Source organism: Chryseobacterium sp. GQ58 (assembly GCF_059758895.1).
The window spans coordinates 704,724-728,700 of sequence record NZ_JCAXEH010000001.1 but is presented as its reverse complement, the minus strand read 5'-3'; the positions used below and the strand labels follow the sequence as shown (position 1 = coordinate 728,700).

Here is a 23,977-nt window from a genome sequence, read left to right as displayed (position 1 = left end):
TTAAAAATTAATAAACATAGCAGATTACTTCACCGCCTACTTTTTCTTCTCTAGCTTTTTTATCCGTCATTACTCCTCTAGAAGTTGAGATAATTGCTACACCCAAACCGTTCAATACTCTTGGAAGTTCTGTAGAACCTTTGTACTGTCTTAGACCTGGTCTTGAAGCTCTCTGGATAGATTTGATTGCAGGCTTGCTTGTTTGCTTGTCGTACTTAAGAGCGATTTTGATTGTCCCTTGAACAGCGCTATCTTCAAACTTGTAGTTTAAGATATACCCTTGATCAAATAAGATTTTCGTAAGCTCCTTTTTGATTTTCGATGCAGGAATTTCCACCACTTTGTGGCCTGCGCTTTGTGCGTTCCTTACTCTTGTTAGGAAATCTGAAATTGGATCTGTTACCATTTTTCTATTTTAAATTATTGGTTAAAGACAATCAGTATTGAAAAGACTTGAAGATTAAAATATCAGACTTCAGAAAACTTTAGTCTGATATTTTTATTCTTTAGTTTCTAGACAACTTAATTGCCCCGATTAATTAGTAATTATTACCAACTAGCTTTTTTCACTCCAGGGATAAGACCATTGTTGGCCATTTCTCTGAAAGTTACTCTAGAAATACCAAAGGTTCTCATGTAACCTCTTGGTCTCCCTGTCAATTTACATCTGTTGTGTAATCTAACAGGAGAAGCATTTTTAGGCAATTTTTGAAGTCCTTCGTAATCACCCGCTTCTTTAAGAGCTTTTCTTTTCTCAGCGTATTTAGCTACAGTAGCTTCTCTTTTGCGCTCACGCGCTTTCATTGATTCTTTAGCCATTTCTTAGTTCTTTTTGAAAGGTAAACCGAAGTGAGTTAATAATGCTTTAGCTTCTTTATCTGTTTTTGCAGTTGTAACGAAAGTAATGTCCATCCCTTGGATTTTTTTCACTTTGTCGATTACGATTTCAGGGAAGATAATTTGCTCAGTAATACCTAAGTTGTAGTTACCTCTACCATCGAAACCGTCAGCTTTGATACCAGAAAAATCTCTAATACGTGGCAAAGCAGAAGAAGTCAATCTATCTAAGAATTCGTACATTTTGTGAGCTCTAAGAGTTACCTTAGCGCCTACAGGCATACCTTTTCTTAATTTGAAAGCAGCTTCATCCTTTTTTGAAATAGTACCTACGGCTTTTTGCCCGGTAATATTTGTAAGTTCTTCAACAGCATAATCGATGATTTTTTTATCAGCAGTAGCATCACCTAAACCTTGAGATAAAATAATTTTCTCAAGTCTTGGTACCTGCATTACCGATTTATATCCAAATTCTTCCATCATTGCTGGAACAATTGTTTCTTTATATGCTTTTTTGGGTCTTGCGATATATTCCATTTGTTATTTAAAATTATAAAGTTTCACCCGTTTTTCTGTCGATTCTTACCTTCTTATCTCCTTCAGTTTTGTAACCTACTTTGATAGCTTTTCCGTCTTTACCGACTAGAGCTACGTTTGAGATATGAATAGAAGCTTCTTTTTCTGTAATTCCTCCTTGAGGATTTGAAGCTGAAGGCTTAACGTGTTTTTTAACGATGTTAAGTCCTGCAACGATAACTCTAGGGTCTTTTCCTTCTTTTTTGATCACTTCAATAACTTCACCTGTTTTACCTTTAAGAGTTTTCTTTCCGGTAGTTACGATTACGTTATCTCCTCTTTTTATTTTTAACTTTGACATTTTCTTTTAAAAATTTTAAAAATTAAAGTACTTCAGGAGCTAATGAAATGATTTTCATATATTCTTTGTCTCTCAACTCACGAGCAACTGGTCCGAAAACACGCGTTCCTCTCATTTCTCCTCCAGCGTTTAGCAATACACAAGCATTGTCTTCAAATTTGATGTACGAGCCATCTTTTCTTCTTACTGCTTTTTTAGTTCTTACTACTACCGCTTTAGATACCTGACCTTTTTTTGCGTTTCCTGATGGTGTAGAATCCTTAATAGTAACTACGATTTTATCACCAACTGAAGCATATCTTCTTCTGGTACCACCCAGAACTCTGATCACTAGTACTTCTTTAGCACCTGTGTTATCAGCAACTTTTAATCTTGATTCTGTTTGTAACATTACTTAGCTTTTTCAATGATTCTTACTAATCTCCATCTTTTACTCTTGCTCATAGGTCTAGTTTCTTGGATAAGAACTGTGTCTCCTTCTGTGCATTCGTTGTTTTCGTCGTGTGCGGTATATTTTTTCGTTTTCAAAACGAACTTACCGTACATCGGGTGTTTCACTCTTGTAGTTTCACTAACAACAATAGTTTTTTCCATTTTATTGCTGGAAACCACTCCGATTCTTTCTTTTCTTAAATTTCTATCCATTGTAAAAAGGATTATTGTTTGTTAGTTAACTCAGTGTTTAGTCTTGCGATTGTCTTTCTCAAATCTCTGATTTGAATAGGATTTTCAAGCGGACTGATTTTGTGAGCCAATTTCATTTTTGTAAATTCAGCTTGAGCTTCAGTCAATTTTGCTTGAATATCTTCAGCGCTTAGATTTTTAATTTCAGCTTTTTTCATTGTATTCAGAGATTAAAGAGGTTTAACAAAATCGTTAGCAACTACAAATTTGGTAACTACCGGTAATTTTTGTGCAGCAAGTCTTAAAGCTTCCTTAGCGATATCGTAAGGTACACCTCCAACTTCGAACATAATTTTACCTGGTTTTACTACCGCTACCCAATATTCCACAGCACCTTTACCTTTACCCATCCTTACTTCGGCTGGTTTTTTGGTAATCGGCTTATCCGGGAAGATTTTGATCCATAGTTGACCTTCTCTTTTCATATATCTTGTCGCAGCGATACGAGCAGCTTCGATTTGTCTTGCAGTGATCCAAGCACCTTCTATCGCTTTGATTCCGAAAGTTCCGTAAGCGAGTTGATTACCTCTTTGGGCAATCCCCTTCATCTTCATCTTGTGAACTCTACGGAATTTGGTTCTTTTTGGTTGTAACATAATTTCTTAAATTTTAGATTTTAGAATTTAGATTTTAAAAAAGTAACGGTCATTTAAAAACTATCCTCTAAAATTTTATTAATTATTCTTTTTATCTCTTGAAGGTCTTCTGTTATCTCTGTCTCCGCCTCCTCTGTTTCCGCCACCTGAAGGACCTCCTTTCTTCTGTTGTCCTACTAGTGGAGAAAGATCTCTTCTACCGTAAACTTCACCTTTCATGATCCAAACTTTTACTCCTAATTTACCATAAGTAGTATTAGATTCGGCAATGTGATAATCGATATCTGCTCTGAAAGTAGACAATGGGATTCTTCCGTCTTTGAAAGATTCGCTTCTTGCCATTTCAGCACCGTTCAATCTACCAGAGATTTGAACTTTGATACCTTCAGCACCCATTCTCATTGTGCTTGCGATAGCCATCTTTACAGCTCTTCTGTAAGAGATTCTGTTTTCGATTTGCTTAGCGATACTGTCTGCAACTAATACTGCATCAAGCTCAGGTCTTTTGATTTCGAAAATATTGATTTGAATATCCTTACCTGTAAGTTTCTTCAATTCTTCTTTTAACTTGTCAACTTCCTGACCTCCTTTACCGATGATAAGTCCCGGTCTAGCAGTAGTGATTGTAACTGTAACTAACTTTAAAGTTCTTTCAATATAAATTTTTGAAATACCACCTTTAGATAATCTTGCTTCAAGGTATCTTCTGATTTTGTAGTCTTCAGCGATTCTGTCTCCATAATCTTTACCACCAAACCAGTTAGAATCCCATCCTCTGATGATACCTAGTCTGTTACCAATTGGATTTGTCTTCTGTCCCATACCTTGATTAATTTTCTTTTGTACCTAAGATTAGTGTAATGTGGTTTGATCTTTTTCTGATTCTATACCCTCTACCTTGTGGAGCTGGTCTTAGTCTCTTCAATTGTCTTGCACTGTCTACAAAAATTTCTTTAACGATAAGGTTTGCTTCTTCAATATCGGCACCTTCGTTCTTCGTTTGCCAGTTGGCCATCGCAGAAAGTAATACTTTTTCTAATTTCTCAGAAGCACCTTTCTTTGAATATTTTAGGATGCTTAAAGCTTTGTCAACTTCTACCCCTCTGATAATATCAGCAACCAATCTCATCTTTCTAGGAGATGTCGGGCAATCATTGTGTAATGCTTTTACTACATCTTGATTTGTTAATTTACGTGCTAATGCACTTTCTCTTTTTCTTGATCCCATGATTATCTACTTCCTTTGTTTTTATTACCACCATGACCTCTGAAAGATCTTGTTGGAGAAAATTCGCCTAACTTGTGACCTACCATGTTTTCAGTAACATAAACAGGGATAAAAGATTTCCCGTTGTGTACTGCAATAGTTTGTCCTACGAAGTCCGGAGAGATCATAGACGCTCTAGACCAAGTTTTAATAACTGTCTTCTTACCAGACTCTACATTTGCCTGAACCTTCTTATCTAAAGTATATGCGATGAACGGTCCTTTCTTAAGTGATCTTGCCATAATTATTTTCTTTTAGATATGATATGACGGTTAGACGCTTTGTTTTTCTTTCTGGTTTTGTAACCTTTAGCCGGCATACCGTTTCTAGATCTTGGGTGACCTCCAGATGAACGACCTTCACCACCTCCCATTGGGTGATCTACAGGGTTCATTACTACCGGTCTAGTTCTAGGTCTTCTACCTAACCATCTGCTTCTACCAGCCTTACCTGATACAGTTAACTGATGATCTGAGTTTGAAACAGATCCAATCATTGCATAACATTCAGTAAGGATCATTCTAGATTCTCCTGAAGGCAATTTGATGATTGCATATTTTCCATCTCTTGAAGTCAATTGAGCTGATGAACCAGCACTTCTTGCTAAGATTGCACCTTGACCAGGCTTCATTTCGATACAAGAAATTACAGTTCCCAAAGGAATACTTTTCAATTTCATTGCGTTACCTACATTAGGCTCTACGCTTTCTCCTGAAATGATTTTTTGGTCAACTTTGATCCCGTTTGGAGCGATGATATATCTCTTCTCTCCGTCTGCGTACTCCACTAAAGCGATGAAAGCAGTTCTGTTTGGATCATATTCTACAGTTTTTACCGTTGCTTCAACATCATGCTTGTTTCTTTTGAAGTCGATAATTCTGTATTTCTTTTTGTGTCCACCTCCGGTGTAACGCATGGTCATTTTACCAGTTTGGTTACGTCCACCTGACTTACTAATACCAACGGTTAGAGACTTCTCTGGTTTGTTGGTAGTAATTTCCTCAAAATTGTTTACAATTCTGAATCTCTGTCCTGGGGTGATAGGTTTTAATTTTCTAACAGACATTACTATTATTTATAATTAATAATTAATTTACAGCAAAAATGTCGATTACTTCTCCTTCTGCAAGGGTAATAATCGCCTTTTTCAATTTGTTCGTCTTTCCTACTTGAAGACCTTTTTTCGTGTATTTCGAAGAAACTTTAGGAGCATAAATCATGGTTCTAACGTCTGCTACTTTTACACCATAAGCTTGCTCTATTGCATTTTTAATCTGGATTTTATTCGCCTTAGGTTGTACTAAGAAAGAATAAGCACCTCTTAAATCTGTAAGATAGTTTGCTTTTTCTGAAATAACTGGTTTAATAATTAGTGACATGATTTATTTCTTTAAATTTTCCTGGAATTTTTCAACTGCACCTTCTAAGAAAACGATCTCACCTGCATTGATTAAGTCATAAGAAGAAATTTCGTTGAATTTCATAACCTTAGTCTTAGGTAAGTTTCTTGAAGATAAATACACATTCTTGTTAGTATCAGGAAGAATGAATAAAGATTTTGTATCGTTCAATGCCAATGCATTTAAGATAGTAACGAAATCTTTAGTTTTAGGAGCAGCAATGCTCAAACCTTCCACGATTCTAATGCTGTTGTCTTTCATTTTTTGAGAAAGAACAGATTTTTTTGCTAATCTCTTAAGAGCTTTATTCAATTTGAATCTGTAGTCTCTTGGCTTAGGACCGAATACTCTACCTCCACCTCTAAATGTAGGAGATTTAATATCACCGTATCTAGCAGAACCAGATCCTTTTTGCTTCTTAAGTTTTTTAGTAGAAGCAGTAATTTCGCTTCTTTCTTTTGATTTATGAGTACCTTGACGCTGAGCAGCAAGATATTGTTTTACTTCTAAGTAAACCGCGTGCTTATTTGGCTCAATTCCGAATACAGATTCGTCTAGAGTTACTTTTTTTCCGGTTTCTTTTCCTGATGTATTTAATACTACTAGTTCCATTTTCTGATAATTACATAAGAATTTTTAGCTCCCGGAACAGCACCTTTTACTACTAAAAGATTTTGTTCTTGATCCACTTTTAATACTTGAAGGTTTTGTACAGTCACCTGCTTACCTCCCATTCTACCTGCCATTCTCATCCCCTTGAATACTCTAGAAGGATCTGATCCCGCACCGATTGAACCTGGAGCCCTTAATCTGTTGTGCTGACCGTGAGTAGCTTGCATTACACCTCCAAATCCGTGTCTTTTAACAACACCTTGGAAACCTTTACCTTTTGAAGTTCCTGTTACGTCAACATATTCACCTTCAGCGAATAAATCAACTTTTACTTCCTCTCCTACTTTTACTTCGTCTACGAATTCTCTGTAGAATTCTACCAACTTAGCTTTAGGAGCAGAACCAGCCTTTTTAAAATGGCCGGCTAACGCTTTACCAACGTTCTTTTCACTCTTGTCATCGAAACCTAACTGAACAGATTTGTATCCGTCCTTTTCAATGGTTCTGACCTGTAAAACCGAGCAAGGACCAGCCTGAATAACGGTACACGGCATATTTTTGCCGTTTTCGTCAAACAGAGAAGTCATCCCGATTTTTTTTCCAATAATACCTGACATTATTTATATAATATGTTATAAAATTTCCTTGTATTCAATCATTTCTGAGGTCTAAAGCAATTTCTACTTCTGATATAGGCATACTACGCCCCTAAAATGAGTGTGCAAATGTAAGAATTATTTTCAAAATGACAAATATTTATTACAAAATATTTTGATTTTTAAACGTTTAGCAAATTCTGAGAAAATTCAGTCAGGATTTTGGTCAAAATATTTCTATTTTTGATAAAGAGAACTTACCCAGCATCGGTTTTATTTTTAATAATAATACTGAAATTTTCAATAACCTGAACCTAAGTATTTTATATTAAAATGAAATTCCTGCAACTTATTTTCGTTTTCCTGCTTGTTGTTTCGTGCAGCAAAAAAGAAAAACATCCGTATACTTTTTACTATTGGAAAACACATCTCCGTTTAAATCAAATTGAGGAAAATACTTTGCAACAGGCAAGCTCGCCTTTTTTGTATACAAGGTTTTTCGATGTTGATAAAGTCAACGGAAAGTTTCAGCCGGTCGCGGTGATCACTAAAGATAAAGATTTTAACCCGGAAAAGCAAATTGTTCCAACCGTTTTCATCACAAACCGAGCTTTTATTAATATCAAAAAAGAAGAAATACAGTTTCTCGCCGAAAACATTCAAAATTTAGTTCAGAAAAAAATTGCCGATTATCATTTAAAAGCCAATAATGAAATTCAGATCGATTGCGATTGGACTTCTGGTACAAGGGATGATTATTTTGCATTTTTAAAAGAGCTGAAAAAAATATCCGGAAAGGAAATTGCCTGCACGCTTCGACTTCATCAGGTAAAAGATAAAAATCTTGCGGGAATTCCGCCGGTTGCGAAAATATATCTCATGTGTTATTCGACTTCTTCGCCTTTGGAAAATTCTGATAAAAACTCGATTCTTGATATTAATATCCTGAAAAGTTATTTATCCAAACTTGAAGATTATCCGATTAAAAATATTGAAGTTGCGTTGCCAATTTATTCGTGGGGAATTGTGACCAATCATTTAGGAAAACATAAGCTCATTAATGCTTTATCAAAAAAAGATCTTGAAAATCCTAATTTCGCAAAAATCTCTGATTATGAAATTCAAATCCTGAAAGACGGTTTCTATTTCGGTAATTTTTTAAATAAAGGCTTTAAAATAAAAATTGAAGAAATTTCAGACGAACAACTGAAAAATGTCGTTCAGTTTTTAGACAAAAAAATTAACACTTACAACATTATATATTATCAATTAGATAGTAAATTTGTTGAAGGACGAAATTTTGATCAGTATTAAATCAATCCGTTTCTTAATTCCGACAAATAGTTCAAAACACCAAAATATCATATGAAAAAGTACATTCTCTCATTGGCGGTTGCATCGCTTTTTTATACAAAATCGGAAGCCTGCGCGTGGGCGGATCCCGATTACGATTACTTCAACCTTTTTACGCAGAGCATTGTAAAAGATAAATCTTATTTGCCTTTTCTTCACAGCTATTCGACGAGGTTTTATACAGATTTTAAAAGATCGCAGATTCCTGATGAAAATATAGAATCGTGGCACAAATTCTTCAATAATCAATTGACGTATTCGGAAACAGATTATCTAGTCAATAAAATTTCTTTGAATGAACTTAATGATCTGAAAAAAGGAAATCCAAACAACCAGCTGCTCAAAAAGCTCGGTTCCGGATTTTATCAAAAATACCGCGAAGGAATAGATTATTTAATTGAGGCTAAATATCTCGAACCTTACATGAAAATCAATTATGTTGAAAGTTCGGATTCTTTCTATTACAGAGAAAATGAAAGTGATAAAAACGCAACAAATTTAGATTATAATAAAACAGTTTCGGCATTAAAATCTTTATACAACGCCGCAAAAAACCCGGAAATCAAGCAACGTTACGGTTTTCAGCTTGTCCGTTTCAATCATTATACAAGAAATTACGACACCGCACTTCAGGCTTTCAAAACTTATGTTCAGCCGATTTCATTGAAGGGCGCTGCTTATTACATGGCGCTTGACCAGCTTGCCGGCGCACAACGAGGTTTGCAAATGGGAAGCGACGCCAACTGGAATTTTTTTCAGGTTTTTAAAAACAGCAAAAGCCGAAAAGAAGGCGCTTTTGTTTCCATGAAACTTTCAGACACGGCATCTTTTAATAATATTCTGAAAAGAGCCGGAACCAATGACGAGAAAAATATGGCGTATTTTCTTTTGGGATATGAAGATTTCACTAATCCTATTCCGATCATGGAAAAAATGTATGACATTGATCCCAACTCGGAAATCTTAAAAGTTCTCGCCGCAAGAAGCATCAACGAGCTGGAAAGAAGTTACCTTCCGACTTATTATTACGAAACAAAAAACACAGATAATTCCGATCAAAAAAAATCTGTTTCAAATACTGTAGAAACAAAAGAAGCAAAACCAAAAGAATTGAGTTTTTGGCAAAAGATTGTTTTGTTTTTCAAGAATCTCTTCGGTTCAAAATCTGATAAAGCTAAAGACGGAAATAAAACCGACCAAAGCGATGATGATTTGCTGGAAAACCCAAACAGGATTCCGTTTTACACAAAAAACCAAAGTTATTATTGGTCTGAAGATGAAAAGCAGAAAGATTTCCTTGATGAACTTGAAAAATTTACAAATAAAACCAAAGAAAAATCGACAGATGAATATTGGCAAATTGCAGACGCTTATCTTAAATTTCTGAAAAAAGATTACAAAGCAAGCACAGAAATTTTAGAAGATATTAAAACCGAAAATCCTGAATATCTTGAAGAAATCAAGAGAATGAAAGTTTTGAATGACATCGTTTCGCAACCTAAAATCACAGCGGAATACGAAGATCATTTAATGAAAGATTATGCAGAATATTTTGTTGAGAAAAAGATTGAGCAAGACAGCACGCAAGAGGTCGGTTATGATTATTATGGTTCCGTGCCTTCAACGGCTTCTTTCCTAAAAGATGTTTTGGCAAACCGTTATTTTTTGCAGGGTGAAGACGGAAAGTCTTTCCTTATGAATAATAAATTGTCGGATCTTCAGTACAACCCGAATTCGGCATTGGTGAAAAGTGTTGAAGATTTTTACAGAAAGCCGGACAAAACAAAGTTTGAACAGCAGATCATCGCAAAAAATATGGATGAAGTTGGAAATATTGACGCTTTTTTCAACTTAATTTATGGTGATCGCGCCATGAGACTTGCAGATTTTGATAAAGCTAAATCTTATTATCAAAAAGCTCAAAATTTCTCCGGAATTCCAAGAGACAATTATGAAACCTACAATCCTAAAACAGGTGAATACGAAAAACTGGTTTATAATGGTGAAAATTATGATGGTTTCAAAAATGTTTCGAGCTTTGTTTTTGGTCATAATGTTTGGGAAAGCTTTCAAAGTGCAGATTCGAAAAGCATGAAAGCTGAAGATTATTCTGCTTTTCCGTTCATCAAACCAAAAATGGACAAACTTGAATTGGCGGATGCATTAATTCAGCTTAAAAAAACAGGAAACGGTAAAGATCAAAAAGCGGGTCTGGCGAATCAGCTTATTGGTAATTTACTTTATAATACTTCGATTTTAGGATATTACAGAGAATTGTTTGTGATGGATGTTGACAACAGCAACGGCGGAAAATATGATTTTTGGAGTACAGATAAAAAAACACCTTATCAATATTATTACAAGAATTTCACTTATACAACTTACATTGAGCCGGACAATTTTGATTTAGCATTAAATTATTATAAAAAAGCGCTCAACATTTCTACCAACAAAGAGCATAAAGCAAGAGTTCTTTTCCAAATGGCAAGCGCCGAACAAGGCAAATATTATCAATACGAAGCCAAAAATCAGGCAAACACAGATTATTCCGATCCAAAATGGTCTGAGAAAAATGATGCTCATCAAAAACAACTGAACGACATTAAAAATCAAAAATACAGAACCTATTTTGCTTTACTGAAAACACAATATTCGGATACAGAAACAGCAAAGGATTTATTGGGAAGCTGTTCGTATTTTGTTTATTTTATGAAGAAATAGTTAATAAAAAGGAATCATTTAGATTCCTTTTTTTGTTTCATTCTGAACAATTATTAGAATTAAATCAAACTGTTTTAAGTGTAATTTATTCAGTTCCTTTTCAAAAAGGGGACAAATATTACTCGAAATATTTTTTATAAGCTAGTTTTCATTCTCAAGAACTCCGTTACACAAATTCTTTAAAAACGATATAAATACTTTATATATCGACAATATATTAAACTTTTTAATATAGTATTTTCTTGTTTCTCAACTTATTCTTATAATAATTTTTATTTTTTATTTTTCAGAACATAAAAAATAGTATATTAGTTGCCATATTCAAAAATACATAAAATAAAATACAATATAAACTCAATATTTTGTGATTTTTTTGAACATATTAAACTAAACAACATTTAAAAACTCAAATATTACCGTCATGTAACTAAAATATTAATACACAAAAACGCCAAATCTATGAATTTTAAAAAATTATTTCTTTTTGTAATAATTCTATTTATTGCAAATATGCTGAACGGACAAAGCATTCTTTATCAAAAAGTTCAGAATCAGACTTTAAAAAGCAGAGGGAAAACTGTTCCTATTAATATTTTTGAAAAGCTCAAAACAGATAAATCAAAAAAAGCGAAGCCTAAAGAACTGCGAAAAAATCATTTTGTAGGAATAAATAAAACAGGCCTAGGCGAAGTTATTAAAAAACGTCCATCAGCATTTACAATGCAAGTTCCAATTAATGACAGCGAAAATATTGAAGTAACGTTAATAGAAAACAAAATAGCTAAAGACAATTTTCAGGTTATAGATGGGGCTTCCGGCAAAAAGCTTGCTTATCAGAAAGCCGTCCATTATAAAGGAATTGTAGAAGGTGATCAGAATTCTATTGTTGCCTTCAGCTTTTTTGATGATAATGTTATTGGCCAAGTAACAGCCAATGGCGAAAGCTATGTTGTAGGAAAATATGGTGATGAGCAGCTTTTACATATGGTGTATGAAGAAAGTGATCTTGAAACAAACTTTGAATTTGAATGTGGCTCAACAAGCAATGATTCTTTGGAGTCATTTCCTGAAGCAGCAAAAGAGACAGTTTCGCATAGCAGATCTGCAACCCGATGCATTGATTTACGGGTTGAAGTTGACCATGATATTTATTTGGATAAAGGCTTAAAAGGTTCTGTCGATTATATTGCGGCTTTGTTTAATCAGTCATTTATTCTTTACGAAAACGAAGGAATTACAATGTCATTAAAGGAAGTTCATGTTTGGACAACCGCTTCGTCTTATACTTACAATGCAAGCAATACAACCAACGACGCTTTTGAAATGTTGCAAAGCTACCAAAGCCATACCGGTCATTTTAATGCACATTTGGCACATTTGGTTTCATACAGAGCAAGTGGAGGATATGCCTCTGAAGCTTTTAACGGTCTTTGTAACAGCAATCCTGATAATAGCAAATGCTTTAGCAAAATCGATTCATCCTTTAAAGGGGTCCCCAATTATTCATGGTCGGTAATGGTAATTACGCATGAAATGGGACATCTATTAGGATCTCGCCACACTCATGCTTGTGTTTGGAATGGTAATAATACTGCTATTGATGGCTGTAAAAGTGTGGAAGGAAATTGTATTAAACCAGGTATCCCAGCAGCAGGAGGCACTATTATGAGTTATTGCCATACTCAGAATGTGGGAATAAACTTTGCCAATGGCTTCGGTCCTCAGCCGGGTAACCTTATCAGAAGCAGAGTTGCAAATGCTGCCTGCCTTTCCAGCTGTTCGCAATCATGCTATGATGGAATTAAAAACGGAAATGAAGCAGGAATTGATTGTGGTGGCTCTTGTGAAAATATTTGCCCTTGTGAAAATGATTCTATTGCACCTGTAATTGAAAGTTTCACCAACGGATTACAAGCGGTTTGTGATGACAACGGACATCCGGATGGAAGCGTCGCAAAACCGTTCATCCACTTAAATCAAACGGCTTATGTGCAGAATGCAGGAGTTTATCATTTTAATATAAATGGACAGACCTTCAGTTCTTTTGTTAATACCGATGGAGACATACTTGTTGCCGTTGATTTTGGAAACGGCATCGGGACTTTACCTGCAACATCTGCATTAAATAACTCTCAAAGAGGAATACTCAATCCAAATATTTTGGCTTCATTAACTCAAGCCAATCAAATTAGATTGAATACATCTACAGGAAATGTGGATCTTATCAGTTCAAATGATTCTAATGCATTGAAGAGAATTACAGAAAACAGAGCGTTAGTTTCAAGCATAGAAGATCTTGGGATACTTTTAAGTTTCACTTTAGGACATCCTGGAACATCTTTCAATAAAATTACATGTTACAATACAACAAAATACACATTAGCTGAAAAGTTAGTTCATATGTGTGGAGATACCAACGGATTTACATGGATACCTAGTCAAAATCTAGTTCGTGAAAACTATGCTGCAGGACAGGTTTCTGCTACTACAAGTTTTAATTTGTGGGTAAAAGCTAAACCAAAATCCGGTGACTGTCTTCATAAAACGACTGTTTTATTATGTGATAATATAATCCCGGATTTTACCGGAGACAATCTTATCGTTGGAGATAATTGTGCAAGTAAAGATCAGCTTACAATCACACAAACTCCGGCTGCAGGAACCAGCTTTACAAATCCTACAGAAGTTGTAATTACCATTTCTGACCCAAGCGGGAACAGCACCAACGTAAGTTTTACCGTAATAAAAGACAATCAGGCTCCTGTAATTGATTCTGTAATCAATGGTTTAGCGCTCGTTTGTGACCCAAGCCTTGAACCTAGAGGCACTGCAAATGATCCTTTTATAAGCTTGAAACAGGCAAGAAGAGTAACTTCAGAAGGCGTTTATTATTTTAATCTAAATGGTACAGCTTTCAGTTCAATAGTCAACAGCAATGGAGAAATCCTTGTTGCACAGGATTATGGAAATGGCACAGGAAATATTCCGCAATTATCTAATATTTCGGCTGGCACCAGAGGAATTTTCCCTCCTGAGGTTTTGGCTACACTTGCAGATGTTTCACAAGTGAGACTCAAATCTTCTTCAGGGAAAGTAGATGTGATTTCAACTAATGCAACTATATTATCCAGATTAAAATCAAACCAAACATTGTTAGCAGGATCAGGTGATAACAGTCTTCTATCATCATTCACAGGGGTAGGATCTGCCAACTTTGCTGCAGCTACATGTCCTTCTACTATTGTATCTCTCAATGCCAAGATTATTCATATGTGTGGAAATATAAATACTTATCTGTGGTTTCCTCAAGATAATTATCAACGGGAATTAGCTAGTCTTGGAGAAGTATCCGATACTACAAGCTTTACGATGTGGGTGAAACCGAACATTAGCAATACAGATTGTTTTAATGGAGAAGCTGTTTTGTTATGCAACGGGATAATCCCAGATTTAACCGGAAATAATGTTATTGCTCAAGATAACTGTACAAGTAAAAACCAATTGATAATCACTCAATCTCCAACGGCTGGAACTAACTTTTCAGGAACAGGACAGGTGATAATCACTGTTACCGATCAGGAAGGAAACAGTTCTCAAAAAAGTGTTAATATAAAAACTGATGATCAGGCTCCTGTTATAAAATCTGTGAGCGAGGGTCTTATTCTTACCTGTGACCCAAGTCTTCGTCCAAAAGGCACCGCAAATGATCCGTTTGTAAACTTAAAACAAGCAGCAGAAATAACAAAAGAAGGAGTTTATTTTTTAAACATAAACGGTCAGCTTTTCAGCTCAATTGTAAACAATGTCGGAGAAATTCTTGTAGCGCAGGATTACGGGAACGGAATTGGAAACCTTCCAAAATTACAGAATTTTTCTGCTGACACGAGAGGAGTTTTGTCACCGAATGTTCTGGCAACACTTACAGATGCAGTGCAAATCAGAATAAAATCTTCATCAGGAAAAATAAATGTAGTATCCAACAATACAACATTGTTATCCCGATTAAGAGCAAACAAAACGCTTGTTGCAAGCACTTCTGACTTAAGTATTGCAAAATCTCTGTTGGGAACAGGCAGCAATTATTTCAGCTCTATTACATGTAACTCTCCTTTGAGCGAGCTTCATACAAGTATCATTCATATGTGCGGAAATGTGAATGGCTTCCATTGGGTACCGAATGTCAATTATCAAAGAGAAAGCAATAACGCCGGAGAAATTTCCGATACAACACGATTTACAATTTGGGCAAAAGCAAACAAAGCCGAATGTGACCAAAAAGGTGTTGATATCAATTGTAGCGAAGTTGTCCCTGATTTATTGGGAAGTAATATTGTGACTGAAGATCAATGCGAAGTTGTATTAACTCAAAGTCCGCAAAGCGGAACTCCAATGCAAAGTGATAAAACTTTGGTAACAATTACAGCTACGGATCAGTCGGGAAATAGCTCCGAAAGCACCATAAATGTATTCAGAAATTGTTCTGAATTGGTGAATAAAAATATTCAGCCAGACAATAGTCGAATGAATGTTGAGAAAAACCCGGAAATGCTTCTTTACCCTAATCCTGTAAGTACGCTGATGACTGTTGAAGTGATGAATACAATTATAACAAAAGATTCGAAAATTTCTATTTATTCATTATCAGGACAACTGAAAAAACAATTAAGCTTGAACAACAATCGGATTACAATTCCTGTTCAGGATTTAGTATCCGGAACATATCTAATTGTGTATGCAGACGCTAATGGAAAAGAAATCTTGACAAAGAAATTTATTAAGAAATAATACTTGAAAAGATTTAAGAAAATTCGAATGTAACTTCAATAAGTTTAATCGTCAAATAATTTAAATAAGAAAGGAATCAATTTGATTCCTTTTTTTGTTGTTTTTGCAGCCATTCGTCGTATTTTCTTTTAAAAGATGCGAATTTATAATCTTGATTACGTTGTGCTGCATCTATAGAATGCGATGAATGGATATCAATATCTTCTTCGGCGAAATCAGCCAGCTTTTCATAATAAAAATGCAGATGATCCAGTTCTTTTTCTGTAAGATCTTCGATATCTACAATTCTGTTACTTGCTTTTTCGTGGGCTGCGATTAGTTCATTCAATTTTATCTGAATGGCTTTTGAATCTTTATTCTGTGCTTTCTGAATCAAAAAAACCATTAAAAAAGTAATAATTGTAGTTCCTGTATTGATCACCAATTGCCAGGTTTCCGAATATTTGAAAAAAGGGCCGGAACCAGCCCAGATTATTACAATTGCAACAGCACCTATAAAAGCAAAAGAGCTGCCGGTAAATTTTGTTGCCCAGTTTGAAAACCTTTCAAAAAAGCCTTTTTTTAACTTTGCCATCTTCTTTTTCGATAAAATCAGCAAAAACTCCGCCGAAGAAGCAGATTTCAATTTATACTTAATTATTAGGAAGGCAAATTTCATCAAGCTGTATAAACAATCATAAAATTTCTTTAGATTTTGATTTTAAAATTTCTAAATCTTCTTTATCATTTATGCAGTTTTCACCTACATTCAATACTTTTCTGGCGTGCTTCTTTACGACATCTTTATATGCGTGGGTTTTTACCATTTTGTACATAAGTACCAACGCATCCATTAATTTGATGATAACAGCCGTATTTCCTGAAGAATATAATCTGATCTGGTTGAATGCAATATCGGTAAGGAGTTCGAAATCGTATGAATTGGTAATCAGACGCAGAGTATGTTCGTCATCAAAACGATAATTTGGCGGAAACTTTTTTGTTGCCAGATAACAGAGCGTAGAAGTAAGATTATCTATGCAGGAAATGGCAGTATAAGGATCATTCACTCCGGGAGACAATGCTCTTACCGCAATTTCTACCATCTGATGAATAGACAGCTCGATATGCTGATTTGACGTTCTGGAACTTCCCACTATAAATTGGTTCTGCATTTCATCAACAATATTATCTTCAATATCATTATAATATAAAGTCGCTAAATCAATTCCTTTTACAATATAACTTCCGGGTCTGTAATTTAGCTTTAGCAGACTTTTACTTTCAGTTGCCAATCTTAGTAAACCATCAATATCTATATATTTTACATAACCATATTTTGTGGCAGAAATTGATGTTTTATTTTGATAAACTGCTATTTCTTTCTCTATATCTGGATCGATAATAGATTCTGATTCCTGATCTAAAGTTTCAGGAAATAGCTTTTTGATCTCTTTTCCAATAGAAGCAGAAATTTCTGAAATGACATGATCTGCCTGAATACTTATTGCAATCCGATGAATAAATATGATAAGCAGCACAATGTTCATTACCGCAAAAAGAATAGCGAACAAAATTGACAAAGAAGGAATAAATTTATAATCTTCAGTATCTTTTATTGTATTTAAAACGATAAGGCAATAAATGTATGTTGAAATATACGTTCCCAAAACCACTTGGTTTAAGCGCACATACATAAAATTTTTAATCAATCGAGGCCCGAATTGTGAGGAAGCCAACGTTAATGCAACCAAAGTTACAGAAAAAACAGTTCCTGCAACGCCTATCATCGCTCCGGATATTGTAGAAAGTACACTTCTGGCAGAGTCTGAACTTCCGATAAAAAAGAATTTTTCGAGTCCTTCATTTTTAAGCGCCAAATTCCCGTCAATACTTAAATTAAGTATTGCAAAAAGTATCGCACCAATAATAATAATCACAGGAATAAACCAAAACGTTGATTTTAGCTCGCTCCAAAAGAATAGCAGTTTTTTCATAAAATGAATATACTAAAAAAGAAATAATTTAGTATAACTTATTGATAAAGTGGGTCATAATCTTTTCATTCAGTCTTCCATTCATTTGTGTAGGGATCAAACCGGCATGCATTTACTTTTTCCCATGTAGAGCCATTAAAATTAATGGTCAAAAATCCATTACTATATTTGCAGTAATATCATTATTTTCTGCGTAAATAACTATCATTTTCTATAAATTTCTTCTATTTATTTATTGAGTTTAATGAATCATTTTCTTTAATATAATTTTCAATAGAGCCCAAACCCATAGATTTTCTCCTATAATTTACATTTGAAGAATCAATAAGCTTTTCTATAAAAACCTTTCCGTTTTCTTTTGTTGAATATTGCGTCCCATATATTTGCTCCCTATTATTCAGTAGTTCAACCCTATCAATGAGATAAGCCAACTGCCCTTTATCAACATTTCCTTTTTTAGCAGCTTCTTTCATAATAGGCAAATATTTTTCCATTGTTGAAAGCTTATCGGCGTGCTGGATAACAGCAAACAAAGCTGTGTTTGCTTTTTCCCCAATTTTATCTTTCCCCAGCCAGCCTAGACTATCAATAATTTTTGTTACAATCTCAATGTTTTTATTGTCCAAAGAGTCTTGTCTTGGATTATCATGGTTTGATTGTCTAAATTTTTGATCGTCATCTAATACTTTTTCTAACGTTTCTTTTACTTGTGTATAACTTTCTGTTTTTTTACACCCGAAAAAACAGAAAATAAAAATTATTATTACATTATTTAATTTCGCTTGCATAATGATTTTTTAAATTAAATAAATAAGCTGCTTATATAATTTTGCTGTATAAAGTTCAAAAATATTAGGATTACTTTTACATTCCAAGTTGAGTCTGTATAATCAAGTTTAGAAGTATATTAGTGTTTAAGCTCCTCCTGCATCCCGTAATATTCAATCGTTTTTTGTTTTAACGGATTTGTGCTCCATTCTTCCCACTTTGTTGTATACGGATTGTAACCGCATTTTAAAGGTTTAGAAGTGTCCAAGCCTGCTTCATTTTTATGGGTTCTTTCTGTGTAAGCTCTGCAATCTGTGCAGATATAACGAAATTCGCAGTCTTTACAGGTTTCTACTTCGTCTTTGGTGAGATTCCAATATTTTTTAAAGTCTTTGTGATTTAAGGCTTGTTCTAAAGTTGTATCTTTTATATTGCCGAAGCTTTGTGACATTGCCGGACAGTTTTTGATATTTCCATCTACATCAATAGATATTTTTTTGTGAAGACAAGAGTTGTGATTGATTGCTTCTAGAACTTTTGGAAGATTAGTATTGAAATAATCAATGTTTACTTTTCCACAAGAGGATATTTTTAATTCCTGCCCAGAAAAATGCATAGTAAATCTATATTCATCTTTTATCTCAAAAGGAATTTGCTCACAAGCGTAAAAAACTAAATTATATATTCTTGACGTATTATTATTAAGGTTTTGAGCGAAACTCTCATCAATAACACGGTGAAACGGCGACAAAATTTCAATCCCTTCTAATGGAGAATTTTTGAATTTATCATCAATTTCTAAAAACTCATCAAGAGAAAGATATTTTTTAGAATAAATAACCAAATGCTTTATCTCCATATTTTCTATAGACTCTCTTATTTTATTTAAAACGGCTATATCTTTTAGTTCTACGAAGATATTTGAAAGAATATTATAATCATGGTATTCATACGCAAGGAGTTGAAAGTTTTTTCCCAGTCGTCTTGTGTAATAAAGCCATATTCTTTTTTCAACAAAAAATTCAGATACTCATGAAAGATTTCCTTAGATTCATTATCATAATTTTTGATGATGTTTTCAAGAGATTGGATTTTCAACTCTTCGATAAGATTATACAATTCTAAAGGGTAAAGCTCTGATACATTCCTTTGAAGATCTGAAATTAGAACTCTGCTTGCACCTTTTGTCAAAAGAATATTGCTGAACAAATTAAAATATCTCATAGCATTCTTACAAGATTTTTAAATGGTTTTTCAATTGCATAAAAATCTGTTTGATATTTTTCGCACTTTGTATAAAATACTACATTTACAGTCGTTTTCCTCCTGCTTTTATTTTTAACAATCTCAATAGATTCGAATGTGAGAGGAAGTTTATGCTTCTCTTCAAAATTATTTTTCATGAATTATTTTAGTTTTAAAAAATCAATAATGTTTACAGATAATCCGCTATTTCTTTTTCTAAATTATAATTACAATCTGCCGACACATTTCCAAACTGTCCTATCGGATTAACTTCAAGAAAATAATATTTATTTCCATTTTTTATAAAATCTAATGACCCACAATTAAGATCTAAACATAGCATTAGCGCATGTGCTTTTTCTTCAATCTCTTTGGGAAGTTGGTATCGTACATTTCTATTAGGGTTTTCCTGATTATACTTTCTGAAATCTACTTTAGTCTGCTCGTCATTTTGCGAAAAAATTGCCATAGAATATATTTTTCCGTTCAGGTAAAAACTTCGGATTTCAAAATCTTTCAATCTTTTCCTGAAAAAACGAAATGAAAAAATTATGCTTCTCTTGCTTTTTTACTATTGATGTGTACATAACACCTGTAAAATCTTTTTCAAAAGATTCCAGTATTGGATTTCCTGCAATAGGTTTTACAATAGTCTTATTTAAAATTATCTGATCAGTATTTTCTGCCAAAAAATATTCAGGAACATCCAAGCCTGTTTTTATCGCTGTTTCTAAGACTAAAAGCTTATTGATTTGGCTGTTACTTTGTTTATTGATATGCTTTTTTGATTCTAATGTTTTTAAAACATAATCCTGAAGCCAGTGTTGTGTTTCATTCATATGATCGTTAACAGAATCGTTTTCATATTGGTAATGCTTAAATCTGATACCACCTCTTCTGTACCAAACGCTGCTAATCTCGTCTACGAAGAATCGGTTTCTTTGGCTTTCAATGAAAATTCTTTTACGTTTTGTCTTAATTTCAAAAGCTTCATCTTCATGTACCCTGATAAACTGCTTATCCATTAGGGAAAGCCACTTTATTACTTCAATCGTAGTCTGATCTTTTTTATTGGATATAATAAGTATCATTCTTTCTTAAAAAAATCTTTTCTGATCCTTGCATAATGCTTCAGTCCTGGCAATCCAATGGCTTTGCGGTTTGTATTGATTAAAATAGTATCTTTTGAATCACTAAAATCGAATCCATAAACAGTATTCTTCTTATGAATAAAGTTGTAATTATCAATCATCATTGCATAACTGATAGGAGGACAATCTCCAGATTTTACATATTCTAATAATTTTATTTTTATTTCTGGATATTCTTTAGATTCATTCATATGAGTGATAAATGTATGCATAGGTAAAAACGTATTATTATTACCTCTATTACCTATTTTTGTAAAGAAGGAAAACCATATTTTTCAAATGTCCATAGCAAAAGTTTTGCATTTTTTTCTACATTTTTTTGGGTGATTGAAATATTCGAAGGTCTTTCCTCTTGATCTCTAATCATGGCCACTGTAAAAGAATCTATTAATTTTCTATTCAAACTATTTTTCCACTCCGCGATCTTTTGTTCTGCTTCTATGCTGTCAATACCATATTTTTTAAAAAGAGGCAAGTTTTCTTTATAACTATTACCATAAGGTGCAATTAAAGGAATGAGCTTATATAAGCTTTCTTTTCCACCAAAGTTCATATTATACTGCTCAGCAAGCTTGATATAAGTCTCATATTCTTCAATACGCTCTTGATTCTTAGGCTCATATTCTCTAAATAATTTCCTGTATTTTTTTACAGCTTTTTGTGGCTCATTTGCTATACGATAAATGCTGTCAATTTCATTTACTTTATTATAATAGGCTATATAATTAGTTTCTTTACTCTTGCAGGAAATTGCCAAAAAAAGAGCTAAGCTAATCAATGAAAAAAGAGTAAAAATATTTTTTTTATCCATATTAAAAATTTTATTTTCAAAAAATAAAGAGGGACAAAGCCCTCTTCTCTTAACCATTACAGCACCAACCTCTACTTAAATAGTTTCCATTATCGTCATAATAATCTGTATCTCTACTTCCATTTTCATTTGTAAAATTGCTTGGTATTGCTTTATTACCCCCGGTAATAGACTTTAAATCTTTCAATTTTTTGTTTTCTAAAGAAGAGACACTACTCTTCATTCCTGTTAATTTTTTCATGTTGTAAAATTTTTAAATTTAGTAAATTTTGTTTGCCATATAATCCCTGACATAGGGAGCGCTGATCAGCATTTTTATATTTACATTTGTACTGTACACATACAAAAAAATAAATAGCCAAAGATTTTTGTTACTTTAATATTTTAAAGCTAAAAAATAATTTAAACATAGAAGTCAAAAAAATATGCGATTACCATGCAATTTTTTTGCAAAATATGCACATATTGTTGCATATTTGTATAAAACATAATAAAATGATGATTCAGGAAAAGCTAAAAACCCTAAGAAAAGAAAGAGGAATCTCTCAAGAAAAAATGGCAAAAATACTATCTACAGACCCTTCCAACTACTCCCGAAAAGAACGCGGAGAAACCAGATACATGATGAAGAGTGGCAAAAGCTTGCAGACGCTTTAAATGTTCCTGTTGAGGAGATAAAAGAAGAAGGACTATCCGGAATAGTTCACAATGATAATTCTACTTTTAATGATAATTCTGGTAATTATTATAGTCAACATTTTAATATTCCAAATTCTATTATAGAAAATCTTCAGGATTATATTTTACTTCTTAAAAAAGAAATAGAAAATCTAAAACAAGAGAACACAACCTTAAAAAACACAAACCGATGACCAACAAACAACAAAACAAGCAGAAAATGGCAGAAGCCGTGCTCCAGTTTTTCATAGACGAACAGAGCAGCTTTTCCCAAAACATTCCTTTACAGGGACACATCAGCAACTTTAGCATCTTCGTTTCACAGTTGCAGAACCATGCGAAAATTCAGTCCGCAGATACCACCGCCCATACCAAGATCAAAGACGACAACAGAGAAGACCTCATAAAGCATCTGGCAGTATATTCCAACTCCGCATCTGTATTTTTTTCAGACAAGAATTCGGCACTTACCAAGCAGTTCAAGCTTTCAAAATCCAAACTGCTCAGGCTTACGGGCGTAGAGCTTAAAGCCAAAGCATCTCACACTCTTGATTCCCTTAACAGCAATATAGACGCTCTCAGCCCCCAATATTTGACTACACAAAATTTAGATTCATTGCTTTCAAAGATCAGTCTTTTCGATGCAAAAGCTTTTGATGCAGGTACGGCAAAAGACAATACCCAAAATGCTACTCAATTTATAAAAGAAGATCTCAAAAAAATTGAAGCAGAATTAGAAAAAATTGATCAATTGATGCTGAAGTATACACTCAAAGAAGAAGACGAGGAATTGTATAATCGCTATCGGATCGTAAGAAAAATTTCAGACCATGGCAAAAATCATTCTAGCAAAAGCAGCGATCTCACAGCACAATAGCTGCAAAAACACACAATATTGTTAAGACTTTGAGCTTTAACAATGTTTTACAAATATACTTTTTCAAAACTTAGCACATCTTTCTTTTCAGGAAGATGATTTTTTTTTTCAGGAAGATGACATTGCAGCGAGGTAAGATTATTTTGCAATATATGCATCTCTTTTTGTAAGCATACAAATCGTTTTGCGAGGCATACATATAGCATTGTATTGTAGCAAGATGCTTTTGCGAAGCTTACATCTGACTTTGTGTCACGATAAGATGCTTTTGCGAGAAGTACTGATGGCATTGCAATGTGGTAAGAAACTTTTGCGAGGCTCACACATAATATTCCGGCACCGACAGATTGCTTTCCAATTAGATCAATAAAAAATCCCTCTTCTTTCGAAAAGGGATTTATATAATCATGACAAATTGTATTTATCACACTTTGATTTCAACATCTACACCTGAAGGAAGTTCTAATTTCATTAGAGCATCCACAGTTTTAGAAGAAGAAGAGTAAATATCCATCAATCTCTTGTGAGCTGATAATTGGAACTGCTCTCTAGCTTTTTTGTTAACGTGTGGAGATCTCAATACAGTGAAGATTCTCTTATTTGTAGGTAATGGAATTGGTCCGTTTACAACAGCACCAGTAGCCTTTACCGTTTTTACGATTTTCTCAGCAGACTTGTCTACCAAGTTGTAATCGTAAGATTTTAATTTTATTCTGATTCTTTGTGACATTTCTTTGATTTAA

32 protein-coding genes are annotated in these 23,977 nt (G+C 33.8%); 5 read left to right on the top strand and 27 right to left on the bottom strand.

The features are described 5' to 3' along the window. Nucleotides 1-7 precede the first annotated feature (7 nt). The 15 genes from rpsH to rplC form a co-directional block, all read right to left on the bottom strand. Nucleotides 8-406 carry a 30S ribosomal protein S8 gene (gene rpsH / locus AC6CHK_RS03455; protein ID WP_219971502.1) on the bottom strand — a complete coding sequence of 133 codons (399 nt, stop codon included), beginning with the start codon at nt 404-406 and terminating at the stop codon, nt 8-10. A 143-nt stretch (nt 407-549) separates the two neighbouring features. Beyond that, nucleotides 550-819, bottom strand: a complete 270-nt coding sequence (gene rpsN, locus AC6CHK_RS03450) for a 30S ribosomal protein S14 (protein ID WP_047442254.1) — start codon at nt 817-819, stop codon at nt 550-552. 3 nt (nt 820-822) lie between these two features. After that, nucleotides 823-1,374: a 50S ribosomal protein L5 gene (gene rplE, locus AC6CHK_RS03445; RefSeq protein ID WP_042720937.1), complete on the bottom strand. Its 552-nt coding sequence runs from the start codon at nt 1,372-1,374 to the stop codon at nt 823-825. A gap of 13 nt (nt 1,375-1,387) precedes the next feature. Further along, nucleotides 1,388-1,714 (bottom strand): 50S ribosomal protein L24, encoded by a 327-nt coding sequence (gene rplX / locus AC6CHK_RS03440; protein ID WP_498093563.1) that lies wholly within the window; start codon nt 1,712-1,714, stop codon nt 1,388-1,390. A gap of 22 nt (nt 1,715-1,736) precedes the next feature. Next, the gene (gene rplN, locus AC6CHK_RS03435; RefSeq protein WP_034684837.1) at nt 1,737-2,105 is read right to left on the bottom strand and encodes a 50S ribosomal protein L14; all 369 of its coding nucleotides are present in this window, start codon (nt 2,103-2,105) and stop codon (nt 1,737-1,739) included. After that, entirely contained in the window at nt 2,105-2,359 is a 255-nt protein-coding gene (gene rpsQ / locus AC6CHK_RS03430; protein WP_027387210.1) for a 30S ribosomal protein S17, read from the bottom strand. The genes rplN and rpsQ overlap by 1 nt, the downstream gene beginning before the upstream one ends. Nucleotides 2,360-2,370: 11 nt before the next feature. After that, nucleotides 2,371-2,556, bottom strand: a complete 186-nt coding sequence (rpmC, locus tag AC6CHK_RS03425) for a 50S ribosomal protein L29 (protein ID WP_498093560.1) — start codon at nt 2,554-2,556, stop codon at nt 2,371-2,373. Nucleotides 2,557-2,568: 12 nt separating this feature from the next. Further along, complete coding sequence (gene rplP, locus AC6CHK_RS03420) at nt 2,569-2,994, bottom strand: 50S ribosomal protein L16 (RefSeq protein ID WP_498093559.1); 426 nt, start codon at nt 2,992-2,994, stop codon at nt 2,569-2,571. A gap of 78 nt (nt 2,995-3,072) precedes the next feature. Continuing rightward, nucleotides 3,073-3,816, bottom strand: coding sequence for a 30S ribosomal protein S3 (rpsC, locus tag AC6CHK_RS03415; protein ID WP_498093557.1), 744 nt, complete (start codon nt 3,814-3,816; stop codon nt 3,073-3,075). A 7-nt stretch (nt 3,817-3,823) separates the two neighbouring features. Beyond that, complete coding sequence (gene rplV, locus AC6CHK_RS03410) at nt 3,824-4,222, bottom strand: 50S ribosomal protein L22 (protein ID WP_219971497.1); 399 nt, start codon at nt 4,220-4,222, stop codon at nt 3,824-3,826. A 2-nt stretch (nt 4,223-4,224) separates the two neighbouring features. Continuing rightward, a complete protein-coding gene (gene rpsS, locus AC6CHK_RS03405; RefSeq protein WP_498093554.1) occupies nt 4,225-4,503 on the bottom strand; it encodes a 30S ribosomal protein S19 in 279 nt (92 codons plus the stop codon). A 2-nt stretch (nt 4,504-4,505) separates the two neighbouring features. Beyond that, nucleotides 4,506-5,327 carry a 50S ribosomal protein L2 gene (rplB, locus tag AC6CHK_RS03400; RefSeq protein ID WP_047442262.1) on the bottom strand — a complete coding sequence of 274 codons (822 nt, stop codon included), beginning with the start codon at nt 5,325-5,327 and terminating at the stop codon, nt 4,506-4,508. 22 nt (nt 5,328-5,349) lie between these two features. Next, nucleotides 5,350-5,640 carry a 50S ribosomal protein L23 gene (gene rplW, locus AC6CHK_RS03395; protein WP_129535110.1) on the bottom strand — a complete coding sequence of 97 codons (291 nt, stop codon included), beginning with the start codon at nt 5,638-5,640 and terminating at the stop codon, nt 5,350-5,352. 3 nt (nt 5,641-5,643) lie between these two features. Continuing rightward, entirely contained in the window at nt 5,644-6,273 is a 630-nt protein-coding gene (rplD, locus tag AC6CHK_RS03390; protein WP_498093552.1) for a 50S ribosomal protein L4, read from the bottom strand. Continuing rightward, on the bottom strand, nt 6,264-6,890 hold the full coding sequence (gene rplC, locus AC6CHK_RS03385) for a 50S ribosomal protein L3 (protein WP_050378482.1): 627 nt from the start codon (nt 6,888-6,890) through the stop codon (nt 6,264-6,266). The genes rplD and rplC overlap by 10 nt, the downstream gene beginning before the upstream one ends. A 312-nt stretch (nt 6,891-7,202) precedes the next feature. Between rplC and AC6CHK_RS03380 the strand changes: the two genes are divergently transcribed. From AC6CHK_RS03380 to AC6CHK_RS03370, 3 genes are all read left to right on the top strand, one after another. Then, on the top strand, nt 7,203-8,183 hold the full coding sequence (locus AC6CHK_RS03380; protein ID WP_498093550.1) for a hypothetical protein: 981 nt from the start codon (nt 7,203-7,205) through the stop codon (nt 8,181-8,183). Between the two features lie 51 nt (nt 8,184-8,234). Then, entirely contained in the window at nt 8,235-10,943 is a 2,709-nt protein-coding gene (locus tag AC6CHK_RS03375; protein ID WP_498093548.1) for a hypothetical protein, read from the top strand. Nucleotides 10,944-11,402: 459 nt separating this feature from the next. Beyond that, nucleotides 11,403-15,728 carry a zinc-dependent metalloprotease gene (locus AC6CHK_RS03370; protein ID WP_498093545.1) on the top strand — a complete coding sequence of 1,442 codons (4,326 nt, stop codon included), beginning with the start codon at nt 11,403-11,405 and terminating at the stop codon, nt 15,726-15,728. Between the two features lie 76 nt (nt 15,729-15,804). Here the strand turns inward: AC6CHK_RS03370 and AC6CHK_RS03365 are convergent, their stop codons facing one another. The 10 genes from AC6CHK_RS03365 to AC6CHK_RS03320 form a co-directional block, all read right to left on the bottom strand. Then, nucleotides 15,805-16,302: a low affinity iron permease family protein gene (locus AC6CHK_RS03365; protein ID WP_498093543.1), complete on the bottom strand. Its 498-nt coding sequence runs from the start codon at nt 16,300-16,302 to the stop codon at nt 15,805-15,807. Nucleotides 16,303-16,402: 100 nt separating this feature from the next. After that, nucleotides 16,403-17,704: a DUF2254 domain-containing protein gene (locus AC6CHK_RS03360; protein ID WP_498093541.1), complete on the bottom strand. Its 1,302-nt coding sequence runs from the start codon at nt 17,702-17,704 to the stop codon at nt 16,403-16,405. A gap of 224 nt (nt 17,705-17,928) precedes the next feature. Beyond that, entirely contained in the window at nt 17,929-18,492 is a 564-nt protein-coding gene (locus AC6CHK_RS03355; protein WP_498093539.1) for a DUF6624 domain-containing protein, read from the bottom strand. Nucleotides 18,493-18,611: 119 nt separating this feature from the next. Continuing rightward, nucleotides 18,612-19,391 (bottom strand): grasp-with-spasm system SPASM domain peptide maturase, encoded by a 780-nt coding sequence (gene gwsS, locus AC6CHK_RS03350; RefSeq protein ID WP_498093875.1) that lies wholly within the window; start codon nt 19,389-19,391, stop codon nt 18,612-18,614. Then, a complete protein-coding gene (locus tag AC6CHK_RS03345; protein WP_498093537.1) occupies nt 19,382-19,696 on the bottom strand; it encodes a hypothetical protein in 315 nt (104 codons plus the stop codon). The genes gwsS and AC6CHK_RS03345 overlap by 10 nt, the downstream gene beginning before the upstream one ends. Before the next feature lie 211 nt (nt 19,697-19,907). After that, nucleotides 19,908-20,186 (bottom strand): hypothetical protein, encoded by a 279-nt coding sequence (locus AC6CHK_RS03340; RefSeq protein ID WP_498093535.1) that lies wholly within the window; start codon nt 20,184-20,186, stop codon nt 19,908-19,910. A gap of 37 nt (nt 20,187-20,223) precedes the next feature. Then, on the bottom strand, nt 20,224-20,808 hold the full coding sequence (locus AC6CHK_RS03335) for an MvdC/MvdD family ATP grasp protein (RefSeq protein WP_498093533.1): 585 nt from the start codon (nt 20,806-20,808) through the stop codon (nt 20,224-20,226). Further along, nucleotides 20,805-21,059 carry a hypothetical protein gene (locus tag AC6CHK_RS03330; protein ID WP_498093531.1) on the bottom strand — a complete coding sequence of 85 codons (255 nt, stop codon included), beginning with the start codon at nt 21,057-21,059 and terminating at the stop codon, nt 20,805-20,807. Before AC6CHK_RS03330 ends, AC6CHK_RS03335 begins: the two co-directional genes overlap by 4 nt. Before the next feature lie 53 nt (nt 21,060-21,112). Then, a complete protein-coding gene (locus AC6CHK_RS03325) occupies nt 21,113-21,679 on the bottom strand; it encodes a hypothetical protein (protein WP_498093530.1) in 567 nt (188 codons plus the stop codon). Nucleotides 21,680-21,728: 49 nt separating this feature from the next. Next, nucleotides 21,729-21,920: a TIGR04139 family peptide modification target gene (locus AC6CHK_RS03320; RefSeq protein WP_498093528.1), complete on the bottom strand. Its 192-nt coding sequence runs from the start codon at nt 21,918-21,920 to the stop codon at nt 21,729-21,731. Between the two features lie 254 nt (nt 21,921-22,174). Between AC6CHK_RS03320 and AC6CHK_RS03315 the strand changes: the two genes are divergently transcribed. Beyond that, nucleotides 22,175-22,336 carry a helix-turn-helix domain-containing protein gene (locus AC6CHK_RS03315; RefSeq protein ID WP_498093526.1) on the top strand — a complete coding sequence of 54 codons (162 nt, stop codon included), beginning with the start codon at nt 22,175-22,177 and terminating at the stop codon, nt 22,334-22,336. 253 nt (nt 22,337-22,589) lie between these two features. After that, a complete protein-coding gene (locus AC6CHK_RS03310) occupies nt 22,590-23,234 on the top strand; it encodes a hypothetical protein (protein WP_498093524.1) in 645 nt (214 codons plus the stop codon). Nucleotides 23,235-23,281: 47 nt separating this feature from the next. Here AC6CHK_RS03310 and AC6CHK_RS03305 read toward each other — a convergent pair whose 3' ends face one another. Both AC6CHK_RS03305 and rpsJ read right to left on the bottom strand, forming a co-directional pair. Then, nucleotides 23,282-23,662 carry a hypothetical protein gene (locus AC6CHK_RS03305; protein ID WP_498093523.1) on the bottom strand — a complete coding sequence of 127 codons (381 nt, stop codon included), beginning with the start codon at nt 23,660-23,662 and terminating at the stop codon, nt 23,282-23,284. Continuing rightward, nucleotides 23,659-23,964, bottom strand: a complete 306-nt coding sequence (gene rpsJ / locus AC6CHK_RS03300; RefSeq protein WP_002661363.1) for a 30S ribosomal protein S10 — start codon at nt 23,962-23,964, stop codon at nt 23,659-23,661. Before rpsJ ends, AC6CHK_RS03305 begins: the two co-directional genes overlap by 4 nt. Nucleotides 23,965-23,977 lie beyond the last annotated feature (13 nt).